At 69.4% G+C, this 25,929-nt stretch carries 24 protein-coding genes and 1 tRNA gene; 5 read left to right on the forward strand and 20 right to left on the reverse strand.

All coding sequences use genetic code 11. The features are described from left to right. Positions 1-16: 16 nt before the first annotated feature. A complete protein-coding gene (locus DYS74_RS15940) occupies positions 17-592 on the forward strand; it encodes a YceI family protein (RefSeq protein WP_121534667.1) in 576 nt (191 codons plus the stop codon). Between the two features lie 377 nt (positions 593-969). Here the strand turns inward: DYS74_RS15940 and DYS74_RS15945 are convergent, their stop codons facing one another. The 14 genes from DYS74_RS15945 to DYS74_RS16010 all read right to left on the reverse strand — a co-directional run bounded on the left by DYS74_RS15945 (position 970) and on the right by DYS74_RS16010 (position 16,511). After that, positions 970-1,962, reverse strand: a complete 993-nt coding sequence (locus DYS74_RS15945; RefSeq protein WP_121534668.1) for an ABC transporter substrate-binding protein — start codon at positions 1,960-1,962, stop codon at positions 970-972. A 188-nt stretch (positions 1,963-2,150) separates the two neighbouring features. Beyond that, the gene (locus DYS74_RS15950) at positions 2,151-3,221 is read right to left on the reverse strand and encodes an aromatic ring-hydroxylating oxygenase subunit alpha (RefSeq protein WP_121534669.1); all 1,071 of its coding nucleotides are present in this window, start codon (positions 3,219-3,221) and stop codon (positions 2,151-2,153) included. Between the two features lie 9 nt (positions 3,222-3,230). Next, complete coding sequence (locus tag DYS74_RS15955; RefSeq protein ID WP_121534670.1) at positions 3,231-4,187, reverse strand: PDR/VanB family oxidoreductase; 957 nt, start codon at positions 4,185-4,187, stop codon at positions 3,231-3,233. 3 nt (positions 4,188-4,190) lie between these two features. Then, entirely contained in the window at positions 4,191-5,270 is a 1,080-nt protein-coding gene (locus DYS74_RS15960; protein WP_245965310.1) for an aromatic ring-hydroxylating oxygenase subunit alpha, read from the reverse strand. Positions 5,271-5,287: 17 nt separating this feature from the next. Continuing rightward, complete coding sequence (locus DYS74_RS15965) at positions 5,288-6,085, reverse strand: ABC transporter permease (protein WP_121534671.1); 798 nt, start codon at positions 6,083-6,085, stop codon at positions 5,288-5,290. After that, a complete protein-coding gene (locus DYS74_RS15970) occupies positions 6,085-6,933 on the reverse strand; it encodes an ABC transporter ATP-binding protein (protein WP_220668867.1) in 849 nt (282 codons plus the stop codon). Before DYS74_RS15970 ends, DYS74_RS15965 begins: the two co-directional genes overlap by 1 nt. Positions 6,934-7,015: 82 nt before the next feature. Beyond that, positions 7,016-7,960, reverse strand: a complete 945-nt coding sequence (locus tag DYS74_RS15975) for a LysR family transcriptional regulator (protein ID WP_121534672.1) — start codon at positions 7,958-7,960, stop codon at positions 7,016-7,018. A 176-nt stretch (positions 7,961-8,136) separates the two neighbouring features. Then, entirely contained in the window at positions 8,137-8,823 is a 687-nt protein-coding gene (locus tag DYS74_RS15980; RefSeq protein WP_121534673.1) for a response regulator, read from the reverse strand. Beyond that, a complete protein-coding gene (locus DYS74_RS15985; RefSeq protein ID WP_121534674.1) occupies positions 8,820-11,513 on the reverse strand; it encodes a sensor histidine kinase in 2,694 nt (897 codons plus the stop codon). Before DYS74_RS15985 ends, DYS74_RS15980 begins: the two co-directional genes overlap by 4 nt. 8 nt (positions 11,514-11,521) lie before the next feature. Next, positions 11,522-12,100: a potassium-transporting ATPase subunit KdpC gene (kdpC, locus tag DYS74_RS15990; protein WP_121534675.1), complete on the reverse strand. Its 579-nt coding sequence runs from the start codon at positions 12,098-12,100 to the stop codon at positions 11,522-11,524. A 10-nt stretch (positions 12,101-12,110) separates the two neighbouring features. Continuing rightward, a complete protein-coding gene (kdpB, locus tag DYS74_RS15995; protein ID WP_121534676.1) occupies positions 12,111-14,135 on the reverse strand; it encodes a potassium-transporting ATPase subunit KdpB in 2,025 nt (674 codons plus the stop codon). Positions 14,136-14,188: 53 nt separating this feature from the next. Continuing rightward, positions 14,189-15,874, reverse strand: coding sequence for a potassium-transporting ATPase subunit KdpA (gene kdpA / locus DYS74_RS16000; protein WP_121534677.1), 1,686 nt, complete (start codon positions 15,872-15,874; stop codon positions 14,189-14,191). A 9-nt stretch (positions 15,875-15,883) separates the two neighbouring features. Next, on the reverse strand, positions 15,884-15,970 hold the full coding sequence (gene kdpF, locus DYS74_RS19165) for a K(+)-transporting ATPase subunit F (RefSeq protein WP_121534678.1): 87 nt from the start codon (positions 15,968-15,970) through the stop codon (positions 15,884-15,886). A gap of 451 nt (positions 15,971-16,421) precedes the next feature. Then, a tRNA-Ser gene (locus DYS74_RS16010) sits at positions 16,422-16,511 on the reverse strand. A 190-nt stretch (positions 16,512-16,701) separates the two neighbouring features. Between DYS74_RS16010 and DYS74_RS16015 the strand changes: the two genes are divergently transcribed. The 4 genes from DYS74_RS16015 to DYS74_RS16030 all read left to right on the forward strand — a co-directional run bounded on the left by DYS74_RS16015 (position 16,702) and on the right by DYS74_RS16030 (position 19,654). After that, entirely contained in the window at positions 16,702-17,541 is an 840-nt protein-coding gene (locus DYS74_RS16015) for a DUF2059 domain-containing protein (protein WP_147435529.1), read from the forward strand. 265 nt (positions 17,542-17,806) lie between these two features. Next, the gene (locus DYS74_RS16020; RefSeq protein ID WP_121534680.1) at positions 17,807-18,400 is read left to right on the forward strand and encodes an outer membrane protein; all 594 of its coding nucleotides are present in this window, start codon (positions 17,807-17,809) and stop codon (positions 18,398-18,400) included. Positions 18,401-18,593: 193 nt separating this feature from the next. After that, complete coding sequence (locus DYS74_RS16025; protein ID WP_121534681.1) at positions 18,594-19,040, forward strand: Lrp/AsnC family transcriptional regulator; 447 nt, start codon at positions 18,594-18,596, stop codon at positions 19,038-19,040. Positions 19,041-19,042: 2 nt separating this feature from the next. Next, positions 19,043-19,654 carry a LysE family transporter gene (locus DYS74_RS16030; protein WP_121534682.1) on the forward strand — a complete coding sequence of 204 codons (612 nt, stop codon included), beginning with the start codon at positions 19,043-19,045 and terminating at the stop codon, positions 19,652-19,654. Between the two features lie 80 nt (positions 19,655-19,734). Here the strand turns inward: DYS74_RS16030 and DYS74_RS16035 are convergent, their stop codons facing one another. The 6 genes from DYS74_RS16035 to DYS74_RS16060 all read right to left on the reverse strand — a co-directional run bounded on the left by DYS74_RS16035 (position 19,735) and on the right by DYS74_RS16060 (position 25,637). Continuing rightward, positions 19,735-20,907, reverse strand: a complete 1,173-nt coding sequence (locus DYS74_RS16035; protein ID WP_121534683.1) for a pyridoxal phosphate-dependent aminotransferase — start codon at positions 20,905-20,907, stop codon at positions 19,735-19,737. 28 nt (positions 20,908-20,935) lie between these two features. Continuing rightward, positions 20,936-21,553: a TetR/AcrR family transcriptional regulator gene (locus DYS74_RS16040; protein WP_121534684.1), complete on the reverse strand. Its 618-nt coding sequence runs from the start codon at positions 21,551-21,553 to the stop codon at positions 20,936-20,938. Beyond that, positions 21,546-22,484: a polyphosphate kinase 2 gene (gene ppk2, locus DYS74_RS16045; protein WP_121534685.1), complete on the reverse strand. Its 939-nt coding sequence runs from the start codon at positions 22,482-22,484 to the stop codon at positions 21,546-21,548. The genes DYS74_RS16040 and ppk2 overlap by 8 nt, the downstream gene beginning before the upstream one ends. An 87-nt stretch (positions 22,485-22,571) precedes the next feature. Continuing rightward, positions 22,572-23,492, reverse strand: a complete 921-nt coding sequence (locus DYS74_RS16050) for a homoserine O-succinyltransferase (RefSeq protein WP_121534686.1) — start codon at positions 23,490-23,492, stop codon at positions 22,572-22,574. A gap of 55 nt (positions 23,493-23,547) precedes the next feature. Next, positions 23,548-24,408 carry an ATPase gene (locus tag DYS74_RS16055; RefSeq protein ID WP_121534687.1) on the reverse strand — a complete coding sequence of 287 codons (861 nt, stop codon included), beginning with the start codon at positions 24,406-24,408 and terminating at the stop codon, positions 23,548-23,550. Between the two features lie 119 nt (positions 24,409-24,527). Next, positions 24,528-25,637 (reverse strand): OmpP1/FadL family transporter, encoded by a 1,110-nt coding sequence (locus tag DYS74_RS16060; RefSeq protein ID WP_121534688.1) that lies wholly within the window; start codon positions 25,635-25,637, stop codon positions 24,528-24,530. Positions 25,638-25,929: the final 292 nt, after the last annotated feature.

A 25,929-nucleotide genomic window follows, 5' to 3' on the forward strand; every position in this document is an offset into this window, starting at 1 on the left:
CACGGAGTCCTCCCGCATGAAATCGCTTCTTCTCGCCGCCGGCCTTGCCCTCGGCCTTGCCACCGTCGCCGTCGCCGAGCCGGTCGAATATGATCTCGACCCGAGCCACAGCCAGATCGTCTTCCACTACAGCCACCTCGGCTTCTCGACCACCACCGGCATGTTCTCGGGCTTCAACGGCAAGATCATGTTCGACGCCGAGAAACCGGCCGACAGCTCGGTTGCCGTCAGCTTCCCGGCGAAGTCGCTGTTCACCGGCTGGGACGAGCGCACCGCGCACTTCCTGACCGAGGACTTCTTCGGCGCCGACAAGAACCCCGACATCACCTTCAAGTCGACCTCGATCGAGGTGACCGGCGAGAAGACCGGCAAGATCACCGGCGATCTGACGATGAACGGCATCACCAAGCCGGTCGTGCTGGACGCCACGATGACCCAGATGGGCGAGCATCCGATGATGAAGAAGCCGTGGGTCGGCTTCGAGGCCACCACCACGGTCAAGCGCACCGATTTCGACATGGGCATGTATGCGCCCTACGTCGGCGATGACGTGACCATCGCGATCTCGATCGAGGCCGCGAAGGCCGAGTAATCGGTCCGCACCTGAGATCCGAAACGGCCGCGGGCAGACCCCGCGGCCGTTTTCATTTTTCGCAGCCGTGGCCGCCGCTGCTGCGGGCTTGGCTGCGCCTTGGGCGGGGCGTATCCTCGCGCCATGATTGCACCGATTGTCTTGCTGATCCTGCCCCTTGCGGCAATTGCGGCTGCGCTGACCGTCCCCGGGCTCTCTGATCTGCTGCTGGCAGGGCCAGCGGGGGGCCAGTCTGGTTCTGCTGCTGGCGCTGCCGGTCGCGCAGGTGATGGTGGTGCCGAAGGGGATGCAGGCCGACGAGATCTTGCGGTGACCGGGGCCGAGCCGCACTGAGGCCGGGACGGGCCGGGGCGGCGTGCCGCCCGCGGCCCCTGGGCTCACTCGGGCACGAAGGACATGTCGATCACCGACATCGGGTCGAGCGCCGCCGGCGCGAAGCCCTGCGATTGCGCCACCCAGTCCCAGGTCTTGGCGACCTGCGCCGGGTCGAAGCGGCCGAGCCCCGCGGCCCGCGTCACCTCGTTCTCGATCAGCGGGATCGCGGCGCGGAATTCCTGTGCGGCGATGGCGGCATCGACCTCGGGCACAAGCGCATGGATCGCCGCGGCCGCGCCGTCGGGATCGGCGATCGCCGCGGGCGTCGCCTTCGCCAGGGCCCGCAGGAAGGCCCGGGCGACCTCGGGCCGCTGCGCAAGGAAGGTGTCGCCCGCGGCCAGCGCGGCGCTGTAGCTTTCAAGCCCGTGCTCGGACATCGGGATCACCACCATCTCGCGCCCGGCCGCGGCCATCACCGCGCGGTCGAGCGGCGCGACGGTGACCCAGTTCACGATCGCGTCGACCTGGCCGCTGGCCAGCATCGGGGCAAGCGCGCTCGCATCGACCTTGACGGTGTCGATGCGGTCGGGGTCGAGCCCGTTGCGCCGTACAAACAGCGGCCAGGTGACGGTGGTGCTCGAATAGGCGGGCAGGGCGATCTTCTTGCCGGCAAGGTCAGCGAGGGTGGTGATCCCCGAATCCGCCCCGACATGGATCGAGCCGGGGTTCTTGGTGAAGAGCGCGTAGATCACCTTCGCCGGCACCTTCTGCTCGGCCGCTGCCGCCAGCGCGGCGTCAAGCCCGACATTGCCGATGTCGGCCGCACCGGCAGCGACCTTGGACAGGGTGTCGGTCGCGCCATTGCCGCTGCGGATCGTGACGTCGAGCCCCTCGGCGGCGAAATAGCCCTTCGCGAGGGCGTAATATTCGATCGCATTGGTGCCGCCGGGCACCCAGCCGAGCTGATAGATCACCGGTTCCGCGGCGCCGGCCGCAGTGCCGAGGGCAAGGGTGAGGGTCGCGGCAAGGGCCGCAAGTCGCAGTCTGATATCCATGATGAGGGCTCTTGCCTGTTGCGCCGGATCGATCACTGCACGGCCGGACCGCCCCTGAATAGCGCCGATTATCGCCCGCAGAGGTCTCGAAACGAGAGCGCCCGGCGCGCCGGAAACCGGGCCGCAAACGGCACGGACCGCGCCCCCGGAGAGGGGCGCGGCGCGGCGTTTGTCGATGTGCGGGGGCCTCAGTCCCCGGGGGCCGTCGGGCCGAGGATCGTCTCGGCGCCCAGCCCGAGCCCCGCCAGCATCCGCCGGTATTCGATCGACATCCGGTCGGCCGGGATGTGGATCTCGTCGCGCAGGTCGAGCGGCAGCTCGAGCGGCGATTGCGCCTCGACAAGCGGCGCATCCTCGGCGTTGATCCGGTTCTGGAAGGCGATCATCTCGGCAGGCTGCAACCGGCCGGTGCGGTCGACGAGGATCTGGAAGATGCGGGTCGTCATCGCGCTGACCGGCGAGGCGATGTCGAAGACGTGGAACTCCGATTCCGCGTCGGTGATCGTCAGCCAGGAGGCGAAGGGCAGGGTCAGCGCATAGGCGTAGTGCCGCGTGCGGCGGCCCTGCGGCGCGGCGCCGGGGGTCTTGTAGCGGGTCTGCTCGGTATATTCCGCCTCGTAGGACAGCGTGCCCGCCCCGATCTCGACCCGATAGGGCGCGATGGTGCGGTCCTCGTCGCCGCCGAAGGTATCGGGATGCACGAAGGGGATGTGGCACAGGTCGTTGAAATTCTCGACATGGCGCGCGGCAGAGGCCTGCCAGACCGCCGACGGGACGCGGGCGATCGTGCCGATGCCCGCCTCGATCAGCGGCCAGTCCGGCAGCGGCGCGCGCGGGCTTTCGGCAAGGCAGACCCAGACCAGACCATAGCGTTCGGCGCTGGCCCGGATGTCGAGGCGCAGCCGCTTCGGGATCGGCACCTCGGCGCCGAGCGCGGGCACCTTGCGGCAGGCGCCGCTGCCGTCATAGCGAAACCCGTGCAGCGGGCAGGTGATCTGCCCGGCGCAGACCTTGCCGCGCGAAAGCCTGCCGCCGCGGTGCAGGCACAGATCCTTCGCGGCATGGACGATGCCCGGCTCGTCGCGCCACAGCACCAGCCTTTCGTCAAGCAACCGCACTGGCACCGGCGCCGCGGCCACCTCTTCGGACCAGGCGACGGGGTGCCAGAAGCCCGACAGGATGTGCCAGTCGCCCTCGGCAAGGCTGCACGCGCGCGGCAGCGCGGTTTCGGTGCGGGTGGTCTTTGCGGGAAGAAACATGAGGCGCTCCTAGAGGTCGAGAACGAGGGTCGTGCCCGGCTGCCCGCGCGAGACGCAGACGAGCATCCGGTCGCCCGCGGCCTGTTCCGCGGCCGAGAGGTAATAGTCGTGATGGGCGATCGCGCCGCCGAGCACGCGGGTCAGGCAGGTGCCGCAGACGCCGCCCTCGCAGCTGGTCTCGGGCAGGACGCCCTCGGCGCGCAGCCGCTCGAGCAGGGGCTCGTGCGGCGCGACGGTGAAGCGGTGGCCGCTGCGGGCGAGCGCGACGGTGAACGCGCCGGCGTCGGCGGGCGGGGTCTCGGGTGCGGCGGGGGCGGTGAAGCGCTCGACATGCAGCACGACGTCGGGCCGGGCGGCAAAGGCGGCAAGCGCCGCGTCGATCATCCTGGCGGGGCCGCAGCACCAGACCTCGGTTCCGGCGGGGGCGGAGCAGGCAAGCGCCGCAAGGTCCGGGCGCGGGCCGCAGGCGGTGTCGTAATGCCACACCGGCGCACCCGGCGCCGCGCGCAGCGCCTCGGGGAACAGGCCCCCGCCGGCGCCGCGCGCGGCGTGATGGAGCGTGACCGGCCGGCCCGCGGCGATCAGCGCGCGGCGGATCGTGAGCATCGGGGTGATCCCGATGCCGCCCGCGATCAGCAGCGCCGGGCCGTTCGCGCGCGCCGGTCCGAAGCCGTCGCGCGGCGCCGAGACCCGGACCTCGTCGCCCACCCGCCAGCCGTCGTGGATCCGGCGCGATCCGCCGCGGCCAGGCGCGGCGAGCGCCACCGCGATCTCGTAGCGCCGCGGGTCGTCGCCGGTGAGCGAATAGGGCCGCAGGCCCACGCCCGGGATCTCGATCTCGACATGGGCGCCGGGGGCCGCCGCGGGCAGCGGCGCGCCGTCGGGGGCGGCAAGCGTGATGGCGAGGACGCCTTCGGCAAGCGGTGCGATCCGGGTGATGCGGAGCAGGAAACGATCTGCAGTCATCGCTCAGACCGCCGTCGCGATGCCGAGTTCCTCGATCCACTTCTGATACTCGATCAGCGGCAGATCGCCCGGGCCGAGGGGCAGCTCGATCTGGGTCCAGAACGGCGGCACGATCCAGGGGCGCTGGCTCTCGATCAGCGGCCGGTCCTGCTCGCGCACATGGGCGGCCATCTGCAGATAGACCGGGTCGCGCTCGGCGGCGAGATCGTAGTCGCGGGCGAAGATCCAGAAGTTGATTGTAAGGTTGTAATCGACCGGCGAGGTGGCCAGCCAGACGACATAGCGCCCGGCGGCGGACTCCTTCACCAGCCGGATCACGTTCGGCATGCCGACATGGTCGGTATAGGTCAGCCGCACCGTCGCGCCGGCATCGCTTTCGGGGCGCGACATGTCGGTGGTCATGATCCCGGCGGGCTGGTCGGCCTCGTATTGCACGATCAGCTCGGCGCCCTCGCGCCAGACCCGGTGCAGCGGCGGCTCGGGATGGGCGCGGTCGCCGAGAATGCCCTCGTGCACCCAGGGAAAATGGGTGTCGTCGAGCGTGCCCATGATCATCCGCGTCGCGCTGGTCCGCATCGGGTGCTCCTCGAGCAGGCGTACCTTGCGGAACCGCGGGTCGGCCTCCTCGGGGAAGTCCGGGATCGGGAAGCGCGGTTCCTCGGCGAGGCAGACCCAGATCAGGCCATGGCGCTCGGCGACGGCGAAGCGGCGCAGCCCGGCGGTCTTCGGGATGCAGCGGCCGGCGGGCAGCTGCGGGATGCGCGCGCAGGCGCCGTCGCCCGCGAAGGCCCAGCCGTGATAGTTGCATTGCAACAGCTCGCGGCCGTCGACCCGGACCACCGAGCCAAGCGACAGCTGCGCCTGGAAATGGCGGCAGGTGTCGGGGAAGGCGGTGGCGACACCGTCGAGCCGCACCAGCACCAGCCGCCGGCCCAGCAAGGTGACGGCGCGGGGCCGGTCGGCGAGGGAGGCGGCCTCGAGAACGGGGTGCCAGAAGGGTTCCATCCCGGCGCGGAAGCCGGCGATCGCCTCGGCCGAAGGGCCGTCTTCGGAGCGGAAATCGGAGGGAAGGGCGTTGGTCACGGGTCTTTCCTTGTCTGTCAGGAGGAGCGCCGCGCGTCGGAGGCGGCGAGGCTGTGGGGGAAGAACAGGCGCTGCACCAGCCCGACCAGCCCGAACAGCGCCAGCGTCAGCACGCTGAGCAGGGCGAGGCCGGCAAAGGCCAGCGGGATGCGGAAGAAGGCGGTCGAGGTGCGGATGAAGTAGCCCACGCCCTCGTCGGCGGCGACGAACTCGGCCACCACCGCGCCGATCACCGCGAGGGTGATCGCGACGCGCAGCGCCGAGAAGAGATGCGGCAGCGCATAGGGCAGGCGGATCTGCCGATACTCGCGCCCGGTCGTCGCACCAAGCGAGCGCGACAGCTCGATCAGCTCGTCGGGGCATTGCAGGAGCCCGGTCGAGGTGCCGACGACGATCGGGAAGAAGGCGATCATCGCGGTGATGACGACGCGCGGCAGATCTCCGGCGCCGAGCGTGACGACGAGGATCGGCGCGATCGCGACGATCGGGGTCGACTGGATCACCAGCAGGATCGGATAGATGCTGCGCCGGAACAGGGCAAAGCGCGAGATCGCCACGGCAAGCGGCAGGCTGATCGCCACCGCCGCGGCAAAGCCGAGCAGGACGATGCGCAGCGTCGCCCAGACATGGCCGAGCCATTGCGGCGCCGGCACCGCCAGGGCGGCCGCGGCGACGGCGCTTGGCGCGGGCAGCAGGAAAGGCGGGATCAGCCCGGCGCGCGCCGTGACCTCCCACAGCGCCAGAAGGCCGGCGACGGCGAGAGCGGGCGGCAGCCAGAGCGGAGCGCTTGCGCGCAAGAGACGGAAGAGGGGCATCAGGCGCGCTCCGTCAGCAGCGCGCGCAGATGCTCGCACAGGTCATGAAAGCGCGGCAGGCGCAGGGTCTGCGGGCCGCGCGGCGCCGGCAGGTCGACCTCGATCGTCTCGCGGATCGTGCCGGGGCGGGCGGACATCACGCAGATGCGGTCGGCCAGCAGCACCGCTTCGGGGATCGAATGGGTGATGAACAGCACCGCGCTGCGATGGCGTTCGCGCAGGCGCAGCAGCTCGAAGCTCATCTCGTCGCGGGTGAGGGCGTCGAGCGCCGAGAACGGCTCGTCCATCAGCAGCAACGACGGCGCGCCGAGCAGGGCGCGGCCGATGCCGACGCGCTGCTGCATGCCGCCCGACAGCTCGGCCGGGAAGCTGCGGGCGAAGTCCTGCAGCCCGATTGTCTCGAGCATCCGCGCCGCGCGGTCGCGGTCCGCTCCGGTGACCGGGCGGCCGCGATGGCGCAGCGGGAACAGCAGGTTGTCGGTCACCGTGAGCCAGGGCAGCAATGCGGGGCGCTGGAACACCATCGCGGTGTCGTCGCGCGGCCGCTCGATCGGGTGGCCGAAGATCCGCCCCGTGCCGGCGCGGATCGGCAAAAGTCCCGCGACCATCCGCAGCACCGTCGACTTGCCGCAGCCCGAGGGGCCGACGATCACGGTGAAGCTGTGCGCGGCGACCTCGAGCGAGATGTCGCGGAGCGCGGTGACGCTCTGCCCGCCGGTGCCGCGGAAGACCTGGCTGACATGCTCGAGCGCCACCGCGGGCGGGGCAAGGGGGCGCGCCGCCCCCGGGGGATGGGCGGGCGCACATGCCATTGGCGCAATGGCATGATCGTCGGATGTGATCGGCATCTGGGGTGTCGCGTTCCGTGTGGTTCGTCCTGTTCGCCCGAGGACAGAAACACGAAATCAGTGCGCCCATATAGCGCCGTTTTCAGATGCCTGCGGTCTCGTTTCGAGAACGCTCGGGGGCCGAGACCGTCGCCAGCCACTCCGGCAGGAAGGCCTTGAGCTGTTGCGAGAAGTTCGCGACCGCCACCGGCATCGAGGCATCCGCGACCCCCGCAATGAGCCGCTGCGGCGTGATCCCGGGATCGCGCAGCGGCAGGAAGGCCAGCCGCCCGGCGCGGATGTCGTCGGCGATCCCGACCGGGGTCATCACCGACAGCCCGCCGCCGCGCAGCACGAAGGCGCGCAGGAAGGCCATGCTGTTCGACCGCACCCGCGGCGCCAGACGCAGCGCGCTGGTGGCCATCACGTGGTCGATCTGCTCGAAGATGGTGATCGTCTCGTCCGGCAGCAGGACCTGTTCGCCCACGAGGTCGGACAGCGTCGCGCGGCTCTTGCGCTGTGCGAGCGGGTGGTCCGGCGGCGCGATGATGCCCAGCGGGAAATCGGCGCCGGCGACCTGGAACAGGGCATGTTTCGGCGGCGGGTTGAAGATCAGGCACATGTCCGCCTCGCCGCTGCCCACGGCCCTGATGCAGTCGAGCAACGGCATGCCGCGCACCGTCAGCTCGATCCGCGGGAAGCGCGTGCCGAAATCGAGGATCGCATCGGGCAGCACGTCGTTGAGCGCGGTCTCGATGCAGGCGATGGTGAGGTGTCCGCGCGCGCCGGTGCGCAGCTGCTCGATCTCGGACAGGGTCTTGCTGTAGTCGCGCAGCGTGGTGCGGATGTGCAGGCTCAGCAGCTCGCCCGCCGCCGTCGGCCGCACTCCGCGCGGCAGCCGCTCGAACAGCGGGGTGCCGAGCGTCTCCTCGAACTCGTTGAGATGGCGGTTGATCGCCGAGGGCGCGACGTTGAGCACCTCGGCCGCCCGGCGGATCGAGCCGTGCCGGACGATGGCGTCGTAATAGATGAGAAATCTGCTGTGCATCGGGTCCGCCGCTGTCTTTCGCCCATTCGCCTGCGCGGGGGGGCGAAGTCAACGCCCCGCGGCGGCGGCGGTGGCGGCCGGTGCATCGTCCGCGGCGGCCGGCGCCTGCCACCTGCCCGGTGTGCGGGCGGGCGGCGCGAAAATGCGGCGTCAGGTCAAGGAGGGCCCGGCGCGGCTCATCTGTCGGCGAGTCGATAGCCGACCCCCGGCTCGGTGAAGATCCAGCGCGGGTCGGCGGCATCATCGCCGAGCTTGGCGCGCAGCTGGCGGATATAGACGCGCAGATACTGGCTGTCGCCGGCATGGGCCGGTCCCCAGATCGCCTTCAGGATCATGTCCTGCGTGACCAGCCGTCCGGCGTGACCGGCCAGAAGCCACAGCAGATCGAATTCCTTGCGCGTCAGTTTCAGGTCCTCGCCCGACAGGCTGGCGCGATGCTCGACCGCATCAATGGCGAGCGGCCCGAGCGTCAGCGCGGCGGGCGCCGCGTCCCGTGCCCGGTCGCGCAGCAATCCGCGCAGGCGTGCCAGCAGCTCGCCGGTCGAGAACGGCTTGGTGACATAGTCCTGGGCGCCGGCATCCAGCGCGGCGATCTTGCCTGCCTCGTCGCTGCGCACGGAGAGGATCAGGACCGGCACCTGCGACCATTCGCGAACCGTCTTCAGCACCGAGATCCCGTCCGCATCGGGCAGGCCGAGATCGAGAATGATCGCCGCCGGGGCCTCGCGCGCGGCGAGCGCGATGCCGTCCCGCGCCGTCGCCGCCTCGGAGACGACATGGCCTTCGGTTTCCAGCGCGACGCGCAGAAAGCGCCGGATCGGCGCCTCGTCCTCGACGATCAGGATGCGGGCAGCGGCGGTCATGCGGATACCTCCGGGTTCCAGAGCGGCAGTTCCATCACGATCCGCGTGCCGCGCCCGTCGGGATGCACGGCCTCGGCGCGGATCGCGCCGCCATGGGCTTCCACGATCCCCTTGCAGATGGCAAGGCCGAGGCCGGTTCCCGCCTGTCCACCGTCGCCCTGCTCGGCGCGCCAGAACATGTCGAAGACATGGGCGGCCGCGCCCGGTGGCAAGCCGGGCCCCTCGTCCTCGACCGACAGCACCGCCCGCCCGCGCGACTGGCTTGCCGCGATCCGGATCGCGCGGCCCGGCCCGGCATATTTGCAGGCATTGTCGAAGATGTTGACCAGCACCTGTTCGATCAGCACCGGATCGACCTGCGCCGGCGCCATGTCGACGGGGATCGTCACCTCGACCGGATGGCCCCGCAGCGGACCGCGCAGCCGGTTGCGGGCCGATCCCACCAGTTCCCGCAGGTCGATGGCATGGGTTTTCAGCTTCAGCGCGCCGTGGCCGAGGCGGGTCATGTCGAGCAGGTTCTGGATGTAGCGGTCGAGCCGGTCGCCCTCGTCGCGGATGGTCTCGGCCAGGGTGCCGCGCGCCTCGGCGGTCAAACCCGGCTGCGTCAGCCCCTCCGCCGCGCCGAGGATCGACACCAGCGGCGTGCGCAGGTCGTGACTGACCGAGGACAGCAGCGCGGTGCGCAGCCGTTCGGTCTCGCTTGCCACACGGATCTGCGCCAGATCATCGGCAAGCCGCACCCGCTCCAGCGCCAGCGCCACCTGATCGGCCAGCGCCTCGACCAGCCGCCGGTCGCCGGGCGGCGGCTCGCGCCCGTCCTCGTAGGCCAGGCCCAGAACGCCGATCCGGCGCTCGGCGGCCAGCAGCGGCAGGAACAGCCAGCGCGAGGCGGGCAGGGTCGCCGAGCCCTTGCCCGTGGGTTCGCCATGCTCGAAGGCATAGGTCGCCGCGGACAGCTCGCGCGGCTCCATCCGGTCCTCTGGCGGAAAGGCCCCGACAATCGCAAGCTGCCCGCTTTCGTCGGGCAACAGCAGGATCGACTGGCATTCGAGCACCGCGGCGACATGGCTGACCGCCGCCCAGACCACGTCATCGACGGAGGCCGCCGCCGCGGCCCGGCGCGAGAAGTCGTAAAGCTTGCGCGTCCGGTCCGAGATCGCCCGCTGCGCGACGGCCCGGTCGCGCAGCCGCGCGGCAAGATTGCCGGTCAGGATCGAGACCGCAAGGAACAGCAGCAGCGTCACGAACTGGCCGCGGTTCCAGATGTGCAGCGTCATCCGCGGGTCGGTGAAGAACAGATTGTAGGCCAGGAAGCTGAGCACCGCAGCCGCGACCGAGGGCCAGCGCCCCAGTTTCGCGGCAACGGCCACCACCACCGTCATGTAGAGCAGCGACAGGCTCAGCACCGGGATCAGCCGCTCGGCGCCAAGGGCGAGCAGCGTTGTCGCGCCGACCGCCAGCGCGACAAGGCCGAGCGGGCGCAGCTGGGCGCGCAGATCGGCCCGGGCCGGCCGACGGCGCTGACGCTGGCGCGCCGGGCTTTCCTCATCGGTGACGAGGGTCAGCTCGAACTGCGTCGCGCCACGCAACAGGCCGGCGACCACCGCCTCATGCGGCGAGGGCGACAGCCAGCGCGCAAGCCGCGCCCTGGGGGCGGGCCGCGGAACGACGATGCGACGGACATTGTGCTTTTGCGCGAAGTCCAGCACGTCCTGGGCGGCGTCGCGTTCGGTCTGCAGCACCGTCACCTCGGCCCCCAGCCGTTCGGCCAGACGCAGCGAGGACGTGCCCGGATCGCCCGCAAGATCGCGCTGCGTCTCGGCGCGCAGGCTGGTCAGCGCCACCGCCAGCCACTCGACCCGCGCCCGGTCGGCCGAGCGCCTGGCAATCCGCACCGCGTCGCGGCCGACGGCACCTTCGGGCAGGACGACGAGGATCCGCTCCTGCGTCGGCCAGGGGCCCTCGATCGCGTTTGCCGCCATGTGTTCCTTGAGCTGCGCATCGACCCGGTCGGCGGCGGTGCGCATGGCAAGCTCGCGCAGCGCCGTCAGGTTGCCCTTGGCGAAGAAGTTCGCCACCGCCCGCGCCGCCTGGTCCTGCACATAGACCTTGCCCGCGCGCAGCCGCGCGATCAGCTCGTCCGGCGGCAGGTCGATCAGCTCGATCTCGTCGGCGAGTTCAAGCACCTGATCGGGCACCGTCTCGCGCACCCGGATCCCGGTGATCCGCGCGACGGTGTCGTTCAGCGTCTCGACATGCTGGACATTCAGCGTGGTGTAGACGTCGATCCCGGCGGCGAGCACATCCTCGACATCCTGCCAGCGCTTCTCGTGTCGGCCCCCCGACAGGTTCGAATGCGCCAGCTCGTCGATCAGCGCGAGGCCGGGAAGGCGGGCGATCAGGGCGTCGACATCCATCTCCTGCAGGATATGGCCCTGATGATAGACTGTCCGGCGCGGCAGAACCTCGAAACCGCGCAGCATCGCCTCGGTCTCGGCGCGGCCATGGGTTTCCACCACGGCGGCCAGCACGCTGACGCCTTCGGCCGCGCGATCGCGCGCGGCCTGCAGCATGGCGAAGGTCTTGCCCACACCGGGCGCGGCGCCGAGAAAGACCTTCAGCCGGCCCCGGCCTTCGCGGCGGGCCTCGGGCAGAAGGGCCTCGGGTTCGGGGCGGGAGGGTTCGGACATCTGACCTCTCAGTTCGCCGCAGCAGGCGCCACCGGCGTCGCGGCGTCAAGGGCAAGGTTGGTCAGCAGGACGTTGACGCACGGCTCGCCATAAAGGCCGAGCCAGCGGCTCTCGGTATGGGCGGCGATGATCCGGCTCACCTCGGCGAGGGGAAGGCCGCGGGCCGCGGCGATGCGGGCCGCCTGGCCATGGGCGTTGGCGGGCGAGATCTGCGGATCGAGGCCGGACCCCGACGCGGTGACCGCGTCCGCGGGGGCCGTGCCGCCATTCGCGGCCTCCCAGGCGCTGCGCCGGGCCGCCACCTCGCGGCGCAGCGCCGCCGAGCTCGGGCCGAGGTTCGAGGCGCCCGAGGGCATGGCGCTGAACGCCACGGCCGAGGGGCGCGGATGCAGATAGCGCTCGCCGGTGAAGTCCTGCGCGATCAGCCGCGAGCCGATCACGGTGCCGTCCTGCACGATCAGGCTGCCGTTGGCGGCGGCTGGCACCAGCGCCTGTGCGATCGCGGTGATCGCCAGCGGATAGGCGAGGCCGGTGAGAAGGGTCATCCCCGCAAGCAGGACGAGGGCGGGGCGGAATTGGGTCAGCATGGAAGCCTCCTTATGCCAGGCCAAGGGCGGTGACGGCCATGTCGATGGCCTTGATCCCGATGAAGGGCACGATCAGCCCGCCCAGCCCGTAGATCGACAGGTTGCGCCGCAAGAGCGCCGCGGCACTCGAGGGCTGGTATTTCACCCCGCGCAGCGCCAGCGGGATCAGCGCGACGATGATCAGCGCGTTGAAGATCACCGCCGACAGAAGGGCGCTTTGCGGTGAGGCGAGCCCCATGACGTTCAGAACGCCGAGCCCCGGAAAGGCGGCGACGAAGATCGCCGGCAGGATGGCGAAGTATTTCGCCACGTCATTGGCGATCGAGAAGGTGGTCAGCGCGCCCCGCGAGATCAGCAGCTGCTTGCCCACCATCACCACCTCGATCAGCTTGGTCGGATCGCTGTCGAGGTCGATCAGGTTCGCCGCTTCCTTCGCGGCGGGCGTGCCCGAGTTCATCGCCACCCCCACATCCGCCTGCGCCAGCGCGGGCGCGTCGTTCGAGCCGTCGCCGCACATCGCGACCAGCCGCCCGCCCGCCTGTTCGCGGCGGATGTAGTCGAGCTTCATCTCGGGCGTCGCCTCGGCCAGGAAATCGTCCACCCCGGCCTCGGCGGCGATCGCGGCGGCGGTCAGGGGATTGTCGCCGGTGATCATCACCGTGCGGATGCCCATGGCGCGCAGCTCGGCAAAGCGCTCGCGCACGCCGGGCTTGATCACATCCTTCAGATGGATCGCGCCGAGGATCACGTCGTCTTGCGCCACCAGAAGCGGCGTGCCGCCGGAGCGCGCGATCTCGTCGATCTTCGCGCGCAGGGCCGGATCGGCGGAGCGCCCCACGAACCGCTGAACGGCATCCACCGCGCCCTTGCGCAGCTGCCGGCCCGGCAGATCGACGCCGGAAAGCCGGGTCTGCGCGGAGAAGGCGACGGGCTCGCCCGGAGCCGCGGTCTCGCCGGTCAGGGCGGGGATCAGCCGGCGCGCCAGATCGACGATCGACTTGCCTTCCGGCGTGGCATCGCTGAGCGAGGCAAGCCAGGCAGCACGGACCAGTTGCGTCTCGATCACTCCCCGGGCCGGATGGAAGGCCTCGGCCATCCGGTTGCCGAAGGTGATGGTGCCGGTCTTGTCGAGCAGCAGCGTGTCCACATCCCCCGCGGCCTCGACCGCGCGCCCGGACTTGGCAATGACATTGGCGCGCACCAGCCGGTCCATGCCGGCGATGCCGATGGCCGACAGAAGCCCGCCGATGGTGGTGGGGATCAGCGTCACGAACAGCGCCGCAAGCGTCACGACCGGGATCGCGATGCCCGAATAGCGGGCGAAGGGGGCGAGCGTGACCACGACGAAGAGGAAGATCAGCGTCAGCCCGGCAAGAAGGATGTTCAGCGCGATCTCGTTCGGGGTCTTCTGCCGCTCCGCCCCCTCGACCAGCGCGATCATCCGGTCGAGGAAGCTCTTGCCCGGCTCGGCGGTGATCTTCAGGATCAGGCTGTCGGAAACAATCCGGGTGCCGCCGGTGACCGAGCAGCGGTCGCCGCCGGATTCGCGGATGACGGGCGCGCTTTCGCCGGTGATCGCGCTTTCGTCGACCGAGGCGACGCCGCGGATCACCTCGGCGTCGGTCGGGATCAGGTCTCCGGCCTCGACGCGCACAAGCTGCCCGGCCCGCAGCGCCGATGACGGCACCGATTTCGGCGCGGGGTCGTCCTCGCGGGCGAGCAGCCGGACCATGGTTTCGGCCTTGGTCGCGCGCAGGCTGTCGGCGCGGGCCTTGCCGCGGCCTTCGGCGAGCGCCTCGGCGAAATTGGCGAAGAGGACGCAGACCCAGAGCCAGAAGGCCACCTGAAGGGTCGCGCCCCAGCCCGGCGCGCCGATGGCAAGGTCACGCAGGGCGAGCACGCTGGTCAGCCCGGCGGTGACGGCGGTGACGAAGATCACCGCGTTGCCCATCAGGGCGCGGGGGTGCAGCTTGGCGAAGGCGGCCCGCAGTGCCGCCGTATAAAGGCCCGGATGGGCGGTCGAAGAGATGGACATGGGGTGTCCCTGAACTGAAGGGGGAAGGCGTGGCCCCTCGGGGCCGCGCGGGATCAGAAGCTTTGCCCTGCGGCCAGGGCGGTCTGTTCTGCGATCGGGCCAAGCGCCAGCACCGGGAAGAAGGTCAGCGCGCCCAGGATTGCGACGGTCAGGATCAGCAGCGTCACGAACAGCGGCCCGTGCGTCGGGAAAGTGCCCGAGGTGACGGCGGCGCGCTTCTTCGCGGCGAGTGATCCGGCAATCGCCAGCATCGGCACGATGATGGCATAGCGGCCGAGGAGCATCAGCAGGCCAAGGGCCGTCGTCTGCCAGGGCGTCGCGGCGCCGAACCCGCCGAAGGCCGAGCCGTTGTTGCCGACTGCCGAGGAATAGGCATAGAGGATCTCGCTCAGCCCATGCGGCCCCGCCTCCTGCACCGAGGCCAGCGCCGCCGGCACCGTGGCCGAGATCGCCCCGCCCGCCAGAATGCCGAGCGGCATCGACAGGAAGGCCAGCATCGCGAGCGTCACCTCGCGCGCCTCGATCTTGCGGCCCAGGTATTCCGGCGTGCGCCCGACCATCAGCCCGGCCAGGAAGACCGCCAGCACGACATAGAGCAGCATCCCGTAAAGCCCCGCACCGACGCCGCCGAAGACGACCTCGCCGATCATCATGTTGACCATCTCGACAAGGCCCGAGAGCGGCATGAAACTGTCGTGCATGGCATTGACCGAGCCATTCGAGGCCGCCGTCGTCGCCGCGGCCCAGAGGGCGGACAGACCGGCGCCGAAGCGCTGTTCCTTGCCCTCCATGTTGGTGCCGAGACCAAGGGCCGCGTTGCCGCCCGTCTCGCCCCACCAGATCACCACGAGGCCAAGGACGAACATCGCGCCCATGGCGGCGAAGATCGCCCAGCCCTGCCGCCGGTCTTGCGCCATCCGGCCGAAGACGAAGCAGAAGGCGACGGGGATCAGCAGGATCGACAGGCACTGGACCATGTTCGACAGCACCGTCGGGTTCTCGAACGGATGGGCCGAGTTCACGCCAAAGAAGCCGCCGCCATTGGTGCCAAGCTGCTTGATGGCGATCTGCGCGGCGGCGGGGCCGCGCGCGATCACCTGATCGGCGCCTTCGACCGTGGTCGCGTGCACTGCGCCCAGCAGCGTCTGCGGCACGCCCTGCACGGCCAGCACCAGCGCCACCACCACCGACAGCGGCAGCAGCACATAGAGAACCGAGCGCGTCATGTCGGCCCAGAAATTGCCAAGCCCCGCGCCCCTCTCGCCGGTGAAGCCGCGGATCACCGCGATGCCGACCGCCATGCCGGTCGCCGCCGAAACGAAGTTCTGCACCGTCAGGCCGGCCATCTGCGCGAGATAGCTCAGCTGTGCCTCGCCGGAAGAGGCCTGCCAGTTGGTGTTGGTGACGAAGCTGATCGCGGTGTTGAAGGCCAGATCGGCCGGCATGCCGGCAATGCGATCGGGGTTCATCGGCAAGGCGCCCTGCAGGCGCAAGATCGCATAGAGCGCGACGAACCCCGTCAGGTTGAAGACCAGAACGGCAAGCGCATAGGCCTTCCAGCCCTGCGAGACATCGGCGCGGATGCCGGCAAGGCGGTAGAACCCCCGCTCGAGCGGGCCGAAAACGGGCGAAAGCGGCGTGCGCTCGGCCGCATAGACGCGCGTCATCAGGCCGGCCAGCGCCCATCCGCCCGCCGTCAGCACCGCGCAAAAGAGGAAATATCCCAGAAGATCGTGCATCGTCGCGCCTCAGAACCGGTCGGGGCGCAACAGCGCGAGGATCAGGAAACCGAAAACCCCCGCCGCGACGGCGAGGCCCAGGAGGATGTCGAACATGCCGTCCTCACATCCTGTCGATGGGGCGCAGGGCGCCGGCGAAAAGGCAAAAGCCCGCCAGCCCGAGCGCGAGATAGATGAGGTCTGCCATGGCAGTCTCCCGCTGTTGTCATGGCAGCGGGATCGCCCGGGCGGGCGTGAAGGGGATATATGAAAGGCGGCGCGGAGGCATAAAGATCGCGTAAAGGGGCGGCTTTTGCCGGTGCGGGAAAGATGCCCCGCGCTTCGCAGCGCCGGAGCATTCCTTGCGGGAATGTCGGGCCCGTCCGTGTCACCGGAACCGAGCGACGGTCGCGACGGCCGCAGCGTGCATCTTGACGCCGATTGCGCCAGGCAAGGTCGGGTCGGGGCAGGGACGGGGAGGGGCAGGGACGGGGAGGGGGTGACGCGCTGCGCAGAACGCGCACAATCCCGCAAGGTTCTGAAAACAGATCAAAACTTCTTGGGAAAGTGGCGGAGAGACAGGGATTCGAACCCTGGGTGGGCGCAAACCCACAACGGTTTTCGAGACCGCCCCGTTCGACCGCTCCGGCACCTCTCCGCGTCGGTGGTCGTCTTGTGGAGGCGGATTTAGCCTGCCGCGCGGGGGCATGCAACCGCTTTTTTCATCTTTTTCGCGCGGATGCGCCACAGGCCCGAAAACGCCTGTCTACGCGATGCGGCGGGGCCTTGGCAGCGGGGCCGGGGGGGCTATGCTGCGCCACGATCTCCCGCGCGAAAGGCCCGCGACGATGCTTCGATTCTCCTCCCCCGCCGCTCCCTTGCGCCGTCTGGCGCTCGGCCTCGCGCTCGCGCTTGCTGCACCCGGGGCCCATGCCGACCCCGCGCGAATCTCGCACCTGCTGCACACCGACGCGCTCTTCACCATCCTGCAGAAGGAAGGCGTCGCCTATGGCCGCGATCTGGCCGAGGAAATGACCGGCGAGCCCTCGGATCCCGGCTGGGTCGCCGAGGTCGAGGCGATTCACGCCCCTGCGCGGCTGCAGCCGGCCTATCAGGACACCTTCGCCGCCGCGCTGAAGGGCGCCGATCAGGCGGCGATCGAGCATTGGCTCACCTCGGACACCGGCAAGCGGGTGGTCGAGCACGAGATCTCGGCGCGCGAGGCGCTGCTCGATCCAGATGCCGAGGATGCCGCGATCGCGGCGGCCGAGACCGCGCAGGCGCAGGGCGACCACCGCTTCGCCGCCGTCGAGCGCATCATCGAGGCCGCCGGGCTGATCGAGCCGAACGTGGTCGGCGGGATGAACGCCAACCTCGCCTTCTACCGCGCCATGGCCGAGGGCGGCGCCTTCCCCTACGAGGTGACCGAAAGCGACATGCTCGCCGATGTCGCCGCGCAGGAAGAGGAGATCCGCGCCGACGTCACGAGCTGGATCCAGGGCTATCTGTTCCTCGCCTATGGCTCGCTGCCGGCCGATGATCTGGACCGGATCGCGCGGTTCTCGGCCTCGGCGCCGGGGCAGGCGCTGCTGCGCGCTCAGTTCGAGGGATTCGATCTCGTCTACGAGGAAAGCTCGGCCGCGCTCGGGGCGGCGCTTGCGCGGCGGATGACGGCGGCCGAGCTCTAGGCACGGCGCGCACACGCCTTTTCAACTCGATGTGACGGTCAGGTGAACGCCTCCGCGCGCGAAATCCGCCGCGGGGGCGTTTCCATGCAATGGGTCAAGGCCTTGCAGCGGGGCGGCCGAAACTCCCCCGGATCACGCGTCGGCGGCAGTTGGCCGATGGAACCGCGGCGGGGGATTGATTGTTTCCCAAGGACTTATAGCTCGGTGCTGCGGACAGCAGACCGCAAACAGATCCACGGGGGACAGCCCCGAAAGGAGGACGAAAATGAAACGCATCCTGATGGCTTCGAGCGCCTTTGCCGTGGTCGCCGGCTCCGCCTTCGCGGGCGGTTACACCGCGCCCGTGACCGAGGCCCCGGTCGTCGCGCCGGCGCCCGTCGTGACCAGCAATGTCGACTGGACCGGGTTCTATGCCGGTGGTCAGCTCGGCTATGGCAAGACCAACAGCACCCTCGACGTCGACGGCGCCTATGCGGGCGTGCACGCCGGCTACATGAAGGACTTCGGCAAATACGTGCTGGGCGGCGAGCTCGCCTATTCGGGCGCCGGCATGAAGACCGGCAAGGGCGCGACCGAGCAGAAGGTCAAGGACTTCGCCGATCTCAAGCTGATCGCCGGCGTTCCCACCGGCAAATGGCTGCCCTATGCGGGCCTCGGCGCCTCGATGGTCGACGTCACGTCCGCCGGCACCGACTATTCCGACACCGTGCCGATGGCGCTCGTGGGCGTGAAATACCAGCTCAACGACAAATGGGCGCTCGGCGGTGAAGTCGACTACCGCAAGGGCAACAACTTCGACGGCAGCAAGCAGGACCTGAACCTGACCACCGTCGGCATGACCGCGTCCTATCGTTTCTGAGGACGACTTCTCCGGCATGATCCGGACGGCCGGGCAGGGCAGGCGCCTTGCCCGGCCGCAATTTTTCCGGAATGGAGCTGCCGTGGCAGGGGCGGCGCCGCAGATTTTCCGGTTCTGAATTTTTTCCGTTGCAGGCGGGTGTATTTCGCAAAACATTCGGTAAAATCACTGAATGGCCGCATCGGAGCCTGCCATGGATGACATTGATCGCAAGATCGCGGCGCTTCTCTCGGACGACGCCCGCGCCTCGCTGGCGCAGATCGGCGCCGTTGTGGGGCTCTCCACCTCGGCGGTGAACGACCGGCTGCGCCGGCTGATCGAGCGTGGCGTGATCCGCCGGATGAGCGCCGACATCGCGCCCGAGGCGGTCGGCCTGCCGGTCACCGGCTTCGTCTGGGTGGCGCTGGCGCCGGTGGCGGACGAGGGCGCCTTCCGCGCCGCGATGGCGCAGCTGCCGCGGGTCACCGCCTGCCATCACGTCACCGGGCCCTGGTCCTATCTGGTGCAGATCCGCGCGGCGAGCCTCGACGCGGTCGAGGACTTTCTCAGTGAACTGAAATCGGGCGGCTGGATCGCGCGCTCGGAAACCATGCTGGCGCTCTCGACCGTGGTCGAGCCGCCGTTCCGCTATCGGGGGTAATCATGCTGTTCCTGAAATCGCTGCTCGTGGGCCTTGCCATCGCCGCACCGCTCGGCCCGATCGGGGCGCTGTGCATCCAGCGCACGCTCGCGCGCGGCTTCTGGGCGGGGGCGGCAGGCGGACTTGGCACCGCCGCGGCAGATGCCACCTATGCCGCCGCCGCCGCCGCGGGCTTTGCCGCCTTCTCGGCCTTTCTCGCGCGGATCTCGCTGCCGCTCGGGCTCATCGGCGGCGCCTTCCTGCTCTGGCTGGCGTGGAAGGGCTGGCCGCGCGGCACCGTCACCGCGACGCCCGCCCGCGCGGCCGAGGGGCGCGGCCTGCTGGCGACCGCAGCCACCACCTGGGCGCTGACGATGACCAACCCCGCCACCATCCTCAGCTTCGCCGCGATCTTCGCGGGCCTCGGCCTCGCCGATGCCGCGGGGCCGCTTTCCGCGATCCTCGTCGTCACCGGCATCTTCGCGGGCTCGATGCTGTGGTGGATCTTCCTCTCGGGCACGGTCGCGGCGCTGCACCATCGCCTGCCCGCCGCCTTCGCCACCTGGACCGCGCGGGTCTCCAGCCTGATGATGGCAGGCTTCGGCCTCTGGGCTCTCGCCAGTGCGCTGACCTGACCCCGGCGCTTTCTCCTTGCCGAAAATACCTCGGGGGTGAGCGGCAAAGCCGCGAGGGGGCGGCGCCCCCTCAGGCCCTCTCAGCCCGCCAGCGCCTCGGCAAAGGCGCGCAGCCGCAGCAGCGCCGCCTCGAGTGCGCCATCCTCGAGCGTCAGCGCAATCCGCAGATGCCCCGCCGCCGGCGCGCCGAAACTCTCGCCCGGCATCACCGCGATCTTCTCCTCGTCGAGAAGCCGCGCGGCGAATTCCTCGCCCGAGAGCCCGGTGCGGCGGATGTCGAGCATCGCATACATCGCGCCGGCCGGATGGGTCAGCCCGACGACGGGGCTGGCAGCCATCACGTCGCGCACGATGTCGCGCCGCCGGCCGAAGGGCGCGGCCACCGCGGCCTCGAACCCCGCGCCCCGGCGCAGCGCGAAGAGCGCGGCATCCTGGATGAAGCCCGGCACGCCATAGGTGGTGTTGACCGCAAGCTCGTGGGCGGCGTCGATCACCGCCTCGGGCGCCACCATCCAGCCGATCCGCGAGCCGGTCATCGCATGGCTTTTCGACAGCGATCCCAGCACCACCGTGCGCTCGGCCATGCCCGGCAGGCTGCGCGGGCTGATCGCCGGGCCCTCCCAGACCTGGGTCTCGTAGACCTCGTCCGAGATCAGCCACAGGTCCGCCTCGGTGCAGGCCCCGGCGATGCCGGCGATGGTGTCGGGGGTATAGATCACCCCCGTCGGGTTATTGGGCGAGTTGATCAGCAGCGTGCGCGCGCCGGCGCTGGCCGCGAGGATGTCGGCCCTGGCGGGCTGGAACCCGGCCTCGGCCCGCGCCTCGACCGCGCGCGCCTCGGCGCCGCTCGCGCGGATCGTGCCGGTATAGGTCGGGTAGAAGGGCGAGATGTAGAGCCCGACATCGCCCGGATCGAGCAGCACCTGATGCGCGGTGTAAAGCGCAGCCTGACCGCCCGGGGTGACCAGCACATTCCCGGCCCGGGTCTCGACCCCGGTGCGGGCGGTGACGCGGGCGGCGATCTCGGTGCGCAGGGCGGGGATGCCGGGAATGTCGGTATAGCCGGTGTGGCCGTTCGCCGCCGATTGCGCCATCGCGGCGAGGATCGCCGGATCGGTCTTCACATCGGGCTCGCCGATCGTCAGCATCACCACCTTCTCGCCCGCCGCGATCATCGCCCGCGCGCGATAGAGGATGCCCCAGCCATTGCCGCCGGTGCCGCGCATATGCGCGACGCGTGCCGCCAGTTCCATTGTCGTGTCTTCCTTCACTTGTCGGGCTTCAGGTGTCGGGGGGCAGGATGCCCAGCCCCCGCAGATAGATGCCGATCCCGCTTTCGAGCAGGTCCTCGGGCGCCCAGGGTCCGGCCGTGCCGGGGGCGGCGCGGGCGAAAAGCTCGACCACGCCATGGCTCATCGCGCGCACATGGGCGGCGACCATGCTGGCGGGCGGGCGGCGGGCGGCGGGCAGGGCCGACAGCAGCGCCTCGGTCGCGCGCAGCATCACCGCCTCGGCCCGCTCGGCCCCCGCCGCCAGCTCGGGCGAGCGGTTCGGCGCGATGCCGCTTTCGAACATCGCGACGTAATGGCCCGGGAAGCGGCGGGCGAAGGCCAGATAGGCCCGTCCGGTCGCGCCGAAGGCCGCCAGCGGCGCCGGCGTGCCGCCGTTCCAGGCGTGCTCCATCACATCGGCGAAGATCGCATAGCCCTGCCGCGCGCATTCGGCGATCAGGTCCTCGCGCCCGGCGAAATGGCGATAGACCGCGGCCGGCGTCACGCCGGCGCGCTTGGCCGCCTCGGACAGCGTGAAGCCGCCCGGCCCCTGCGCCCGGATCAGATCGAGCGCGGCCTCGACCAGCGCCTGGCGCAGGTTGCCGTGATGGTAGCCCTGCTTAGCCATTCAGGATGTCGAGACCACCGCAGATCCTGTCGTCGATCTCGCCGATCGCCTTGCGGTCCTTGCGGGCGAACTCGACCGCGCCGAGCACGGTCTGCACCGCGGCGACGCGGGCGCGCATCTTGTCGTCCGAGCGGATCACCGTCCAGGGCGCCGAGACGGTGTGCGAGCGTTCAAGCGTCTCCTTGATCGCCGCGGTGTAGTCGTCCCACTTCTTCAGCCCCTCGACGTCGACCCAGCTCAGCTTCCACTGCTTGAGCGGGTCTTTCTCGCGGTCGAGGAAGCGCTTGAGCTGCTCGGCACGGTCGACCGAGAGCCAGATCTTGACGAGGATCACCCCCTCGTCGACCAGCATCTTCTCGAAATCGGGAAGCTGGGCGAAGAAGCGTTCGCGCTGCGCGTCGGTGCAGAAGCCGAAGACCTTCTCGACCACGCCGCGGTTGTACCAGGAGCGGTCGAAGATCGCCATCTCGCCCGCCGCCGGCAGCCAGTCGACATAGCGCTGGAAATACCATTGCGTCGCCTCGCGCTCGGTGGCCTTCGGCAGCGCGACGACATAGGCCGAGCGCGGGTTCAGGTTCTCGCGCAGCCGATCGATGGTGCCGCCCTTGCCGGCCGCGTCGCGCCCTTCGAACAGCACCACGAGACGCCGCCCGGTGGCTTTCAGGTCCCACAGCATCTTCACCAGCTCGACCTGAAGCGCCGCCATCTGCGCCTCGTAGTCCTTCTTCTTCATCTCTTCCCGGTAGGGGTAGGATTTCGACAGGATCTGGTCCTTGTCGGCGGTCTCGATCGCCTTGCGCACCGCCTCGGGCGCCTCGGTCTTCAGGTATTTCGTGATGTCACCGACGAAGGGAATGCCCTCGTCCTTCGCCTCGGCGGCGACCGCCGCGGGCAGCGCGACCTTGTCTTCGGATTTCCTGTCCTTGCCCATGGCGTCCTCCCGCGGTGATGTGAATGCGCTTCACTATAGGCCGCGGGCGGGCGGCCGCAAGCCGGGCGCGGGCGCCCGGCCGGGGGCTCAGTCGCCGATCTTCGCCAGATCGTAGGGTGTGTCCTGATAGATCTGGTTGATCCAGTTGCCGTAAAGCAGATGCGCATGGCTGCGCCAGCGGTTCAGCGGCACCTGCGTGGGGTCGTCGTCGGGATAGTAGTTCTTCGGCACGTTGATCGCCTTGCCCGCCGCGACGTCGCGGTCATACTCTTCCTTCAGCGTGCCGCTGTCGTATTCGAAGTGGTTGAAGATATAGAGCGCGCGATGCGCCGCATCCTCGACCAGACAGGGCCCGGTCTCGTCCGAGGCGATCAGCGTGGTCAGCCCGGCCGCGTCGATCTCGTCCTGATGCATCTCGGTCCAGCGGCTGACGGGCACCAGCACGTCATCCGAGAAACCGCGCAGATAGGGCGAGGTCGGCGCGAGGTTGCGGTGGCGGAAGCAGCCGAAGGCCTTGTGGGCGAGGGCGTGCTTCTGGACGCCATGGAAATGATAGGCCATCGCCATGCCGCCCCAGCACACGCCGAAGGTCGAGAAGACATGGCTCTGCGTCCAGTCGAAGATCCGGCTGATCTCGTCCCAGTAGGTCACTTCCTCGAAGGGCATCTTCTCGATCGGGGCGCCGGTGATGATGAGGCCGTCGAACTTCTCGCCGGTCGCCTCGACCTCCTCGAAGGGGCGGTAGAAGGTTTCCATGTGCTCTGCCGCGGTGTTCTTCGTCTGATGCGAGGTGATCCGGATCAGCTGGAAGTCGATCTGCAGCGGCGTTGCACCGATCAGCCGGGCGAACTGGTTCTCGGTCTGGATCTTCTTCGGCATCAGGTTCAGCAGGCCGATGCGCAGCGGTCGGATATCTTGCGAGGCGGCCCGCCCGGGCGACATCACCATCACGCCTTCCCGCGACAGGATCTCGTATGCGGGGAGGGTTTCGGGAAGGGTGACAGGCATGATGTTTCCGATACTTGCGGTGTGATCTTTAGGTAATGCTCGAAGCGGTTCCGGCTCAGGCGGGAAGGGTTTGCGCGATCAGGGATATAAAATCCTTCTCGTCACGGACAAGGGCGACCTGCTCGGCGGTGACGGTCACGCCCCAGTTCCGCGCCATCGCCGCATAGCGCGGCTGGCGGTGGTCGAGCGCCTGCCGATAGGTCCAGCGCACGAAATCGTCGGGGTCGACCTCGTCCTCGCGCCGGCCGCGCTCGACGCGGTATTGCACCCATTTTCGGTCGAGGAAATCGGGCGAGTAATACATCGGCTTCGGGGCGCGGTCGAAACGGCGGACAAGCTCGTCGGTATGCGCCGCCGAGCCCTCGATCCAGACCATCAGCAGGTTCTTCGACAGCGCCGTCAGGATCGGGTCGGTCGGGTCGTCGGGGTCCACCACCTCGCAGATCGAGCCGCCCGAGTCGCAGACGAAATTCGGGATCCGGTAGATCTCTTCGGCGCGGCGGATGAAATAGGGCGTGTCGAGCAGCGCCGCCTGTTCGGCCTGCCGGTGCTGGGTCTGGCGGCGTTCGTATTCCTCGAGCGCGAGCCCGCCGCGGGCGGCCGAGCCGGGCTTGCCGAGATAGGTGGACAGCGGCGCGAGGTTGTCGAAGGTGATGTTCGACTCGATGCACACCGAATCCGACAGCAGCAGCTCGGCGAGGAAGGGGTTCTTCATCGCCTCGCGCTTGAAGTTGTCGGCGATGTATTCGCCCATGTAGCGCGTGCCGATGCGGTAATCGACAGAGTAATGGAACCAGCCCGAGCCCGAGCCGCGCAGCATCGAGGCGAGATAGGTCTTGCCCAGCCCCGACATGCCGAACAGAAGCACCCGCTTGCGCGCGCTCGCCAGCCAGTCCGCCCGATTGCGATAGATCATCCGAACCCCCGTGTTTGGCCCCGTTTAGCGCGCGCGGGCGGCGCCGTCACGGGGTTTCGGGCAAAGGCGAAGGCCCCGCCGGGGCGGGGCCTTGCGGTTTCGTGCAGGCGTCTTGCGGATCAGAAGCTGATGCCGACGCGCACGCCCGCGGCGACGGCGTGGTTGTCGGTGAACTTCGCGCGCGCGGTGCCGGCGGTCTGCGCATCGGCATCGCCCAGCCACAGGTAGCGCACCGCGCCGGTGACCTTGACGTTCTCGTGGGTGTAGACCGCGGCAAGGCCGATGCCGGTGTAGCCGCGCGTCGGCGCGAGCGGCGAGACGAGCTTGTCATCGCCGCCGCCCGGTTCGTACATCACGAAGGCCGAGCCCGACCAGGAGTCGTTGAACTTGTGCCCGACGCCGAGCGTGTAGCTCGTCGAGTTGTTCAGATCGACGAGGCCGCCGCCGGTGGTGGCGGTGAACCAGGCCGGATCGATGGTGAACTGGCTCCAGTGCACCCAGCGGACCGAGCCGAAGGCCAGCCAGTCGGGGGCGACACCGGTCTGGAAGTCGAGCGTCACGGCCTCGGGCGTATCGACCTCGGTCGAGCCGGTGGCGATGGTGGCAGAGCCCATCTTCTCGGTGGTGTCGAACTTGTGCGTCACCTTCGACTGGTAGGTCAGCGCGACGCGCAGCGCGATCTCCGGCTTCTCGTAGGCGGCGCCGAGCGAGTAGCCCGTGGCCCAGTCGTTCGAGAAGTGGGCGTTGTAGCCCGAGATCGCGCCATAGGCGAGGCCGCTCAGCCCGACCACGGCTGAGGCGTTCGACAGGCGCAGCCCGCCATGCACCGACCAGTTGTCGTCGAACTTGTAGCGCATCAGCGCGGTATAGCCCTCGGACTGCACGTTCACGTTGGTGCCGGCGAATTCCGGCGCGCCGCCGAGCGGATACTCGATGTTGGCACCATAGAAATGGTCGTACATGACGGCCATCGACAGCTTGTCGTTGAACTCGTGCTTGTAGGCGAAGCCGGGCAGGTAGTGGTTTTGCGCCACGCCACCGGTGTTCGCACCGGTATAGACGCCGACGCCGCTCACCGACGGACGGATCCGGCCATAGGACAGCTCGACGTAATCCTTGCCCTTCTCGAACAGGACGCCGACCGACTGGGTGGACCGTTCGATCCCGCCCGCGGACACAGCTCCCGCGCTGAGGGCAAGCAGGCTTGCCCCCATAAGAATGTGTTTCATTTGAACCTCTTCCCTAGAGTGTGAGACCTCTCTCCACGCCCGACCGTAGCATGACGCAAACGTGAATCAATTCGGCCTGCGGCCTGACGTCGCGTCGCGTGGAGATGCTGCGCTGCAGCCTGTGACCGCTGCGCCACGGCTAGTGCGGAAACACGGAATGCGGCCCCGTCGCAAAGCCGGAACCGGCCGGCGGGCGATGCGAAAACACACGGGCGGCCGCGTGCGGTGCCGGCGGTGTGCCGGGCGATTGGGGGGATCTCATCGGGTGTCTCCTGACTCGGGTTCCGTGGGT

It is taken from the genome of Paenirhodobacter hankyongi (assembly GCF_003664585.1).
In the GTDB taxonomy this organism is placed as follows: Bacteria; Pseudomonadota; Alphaproteobacteria; order Rhodobacterales; family Rhodobacteraceae; genus Rhodobacter; species Rhodobacter hankyongi.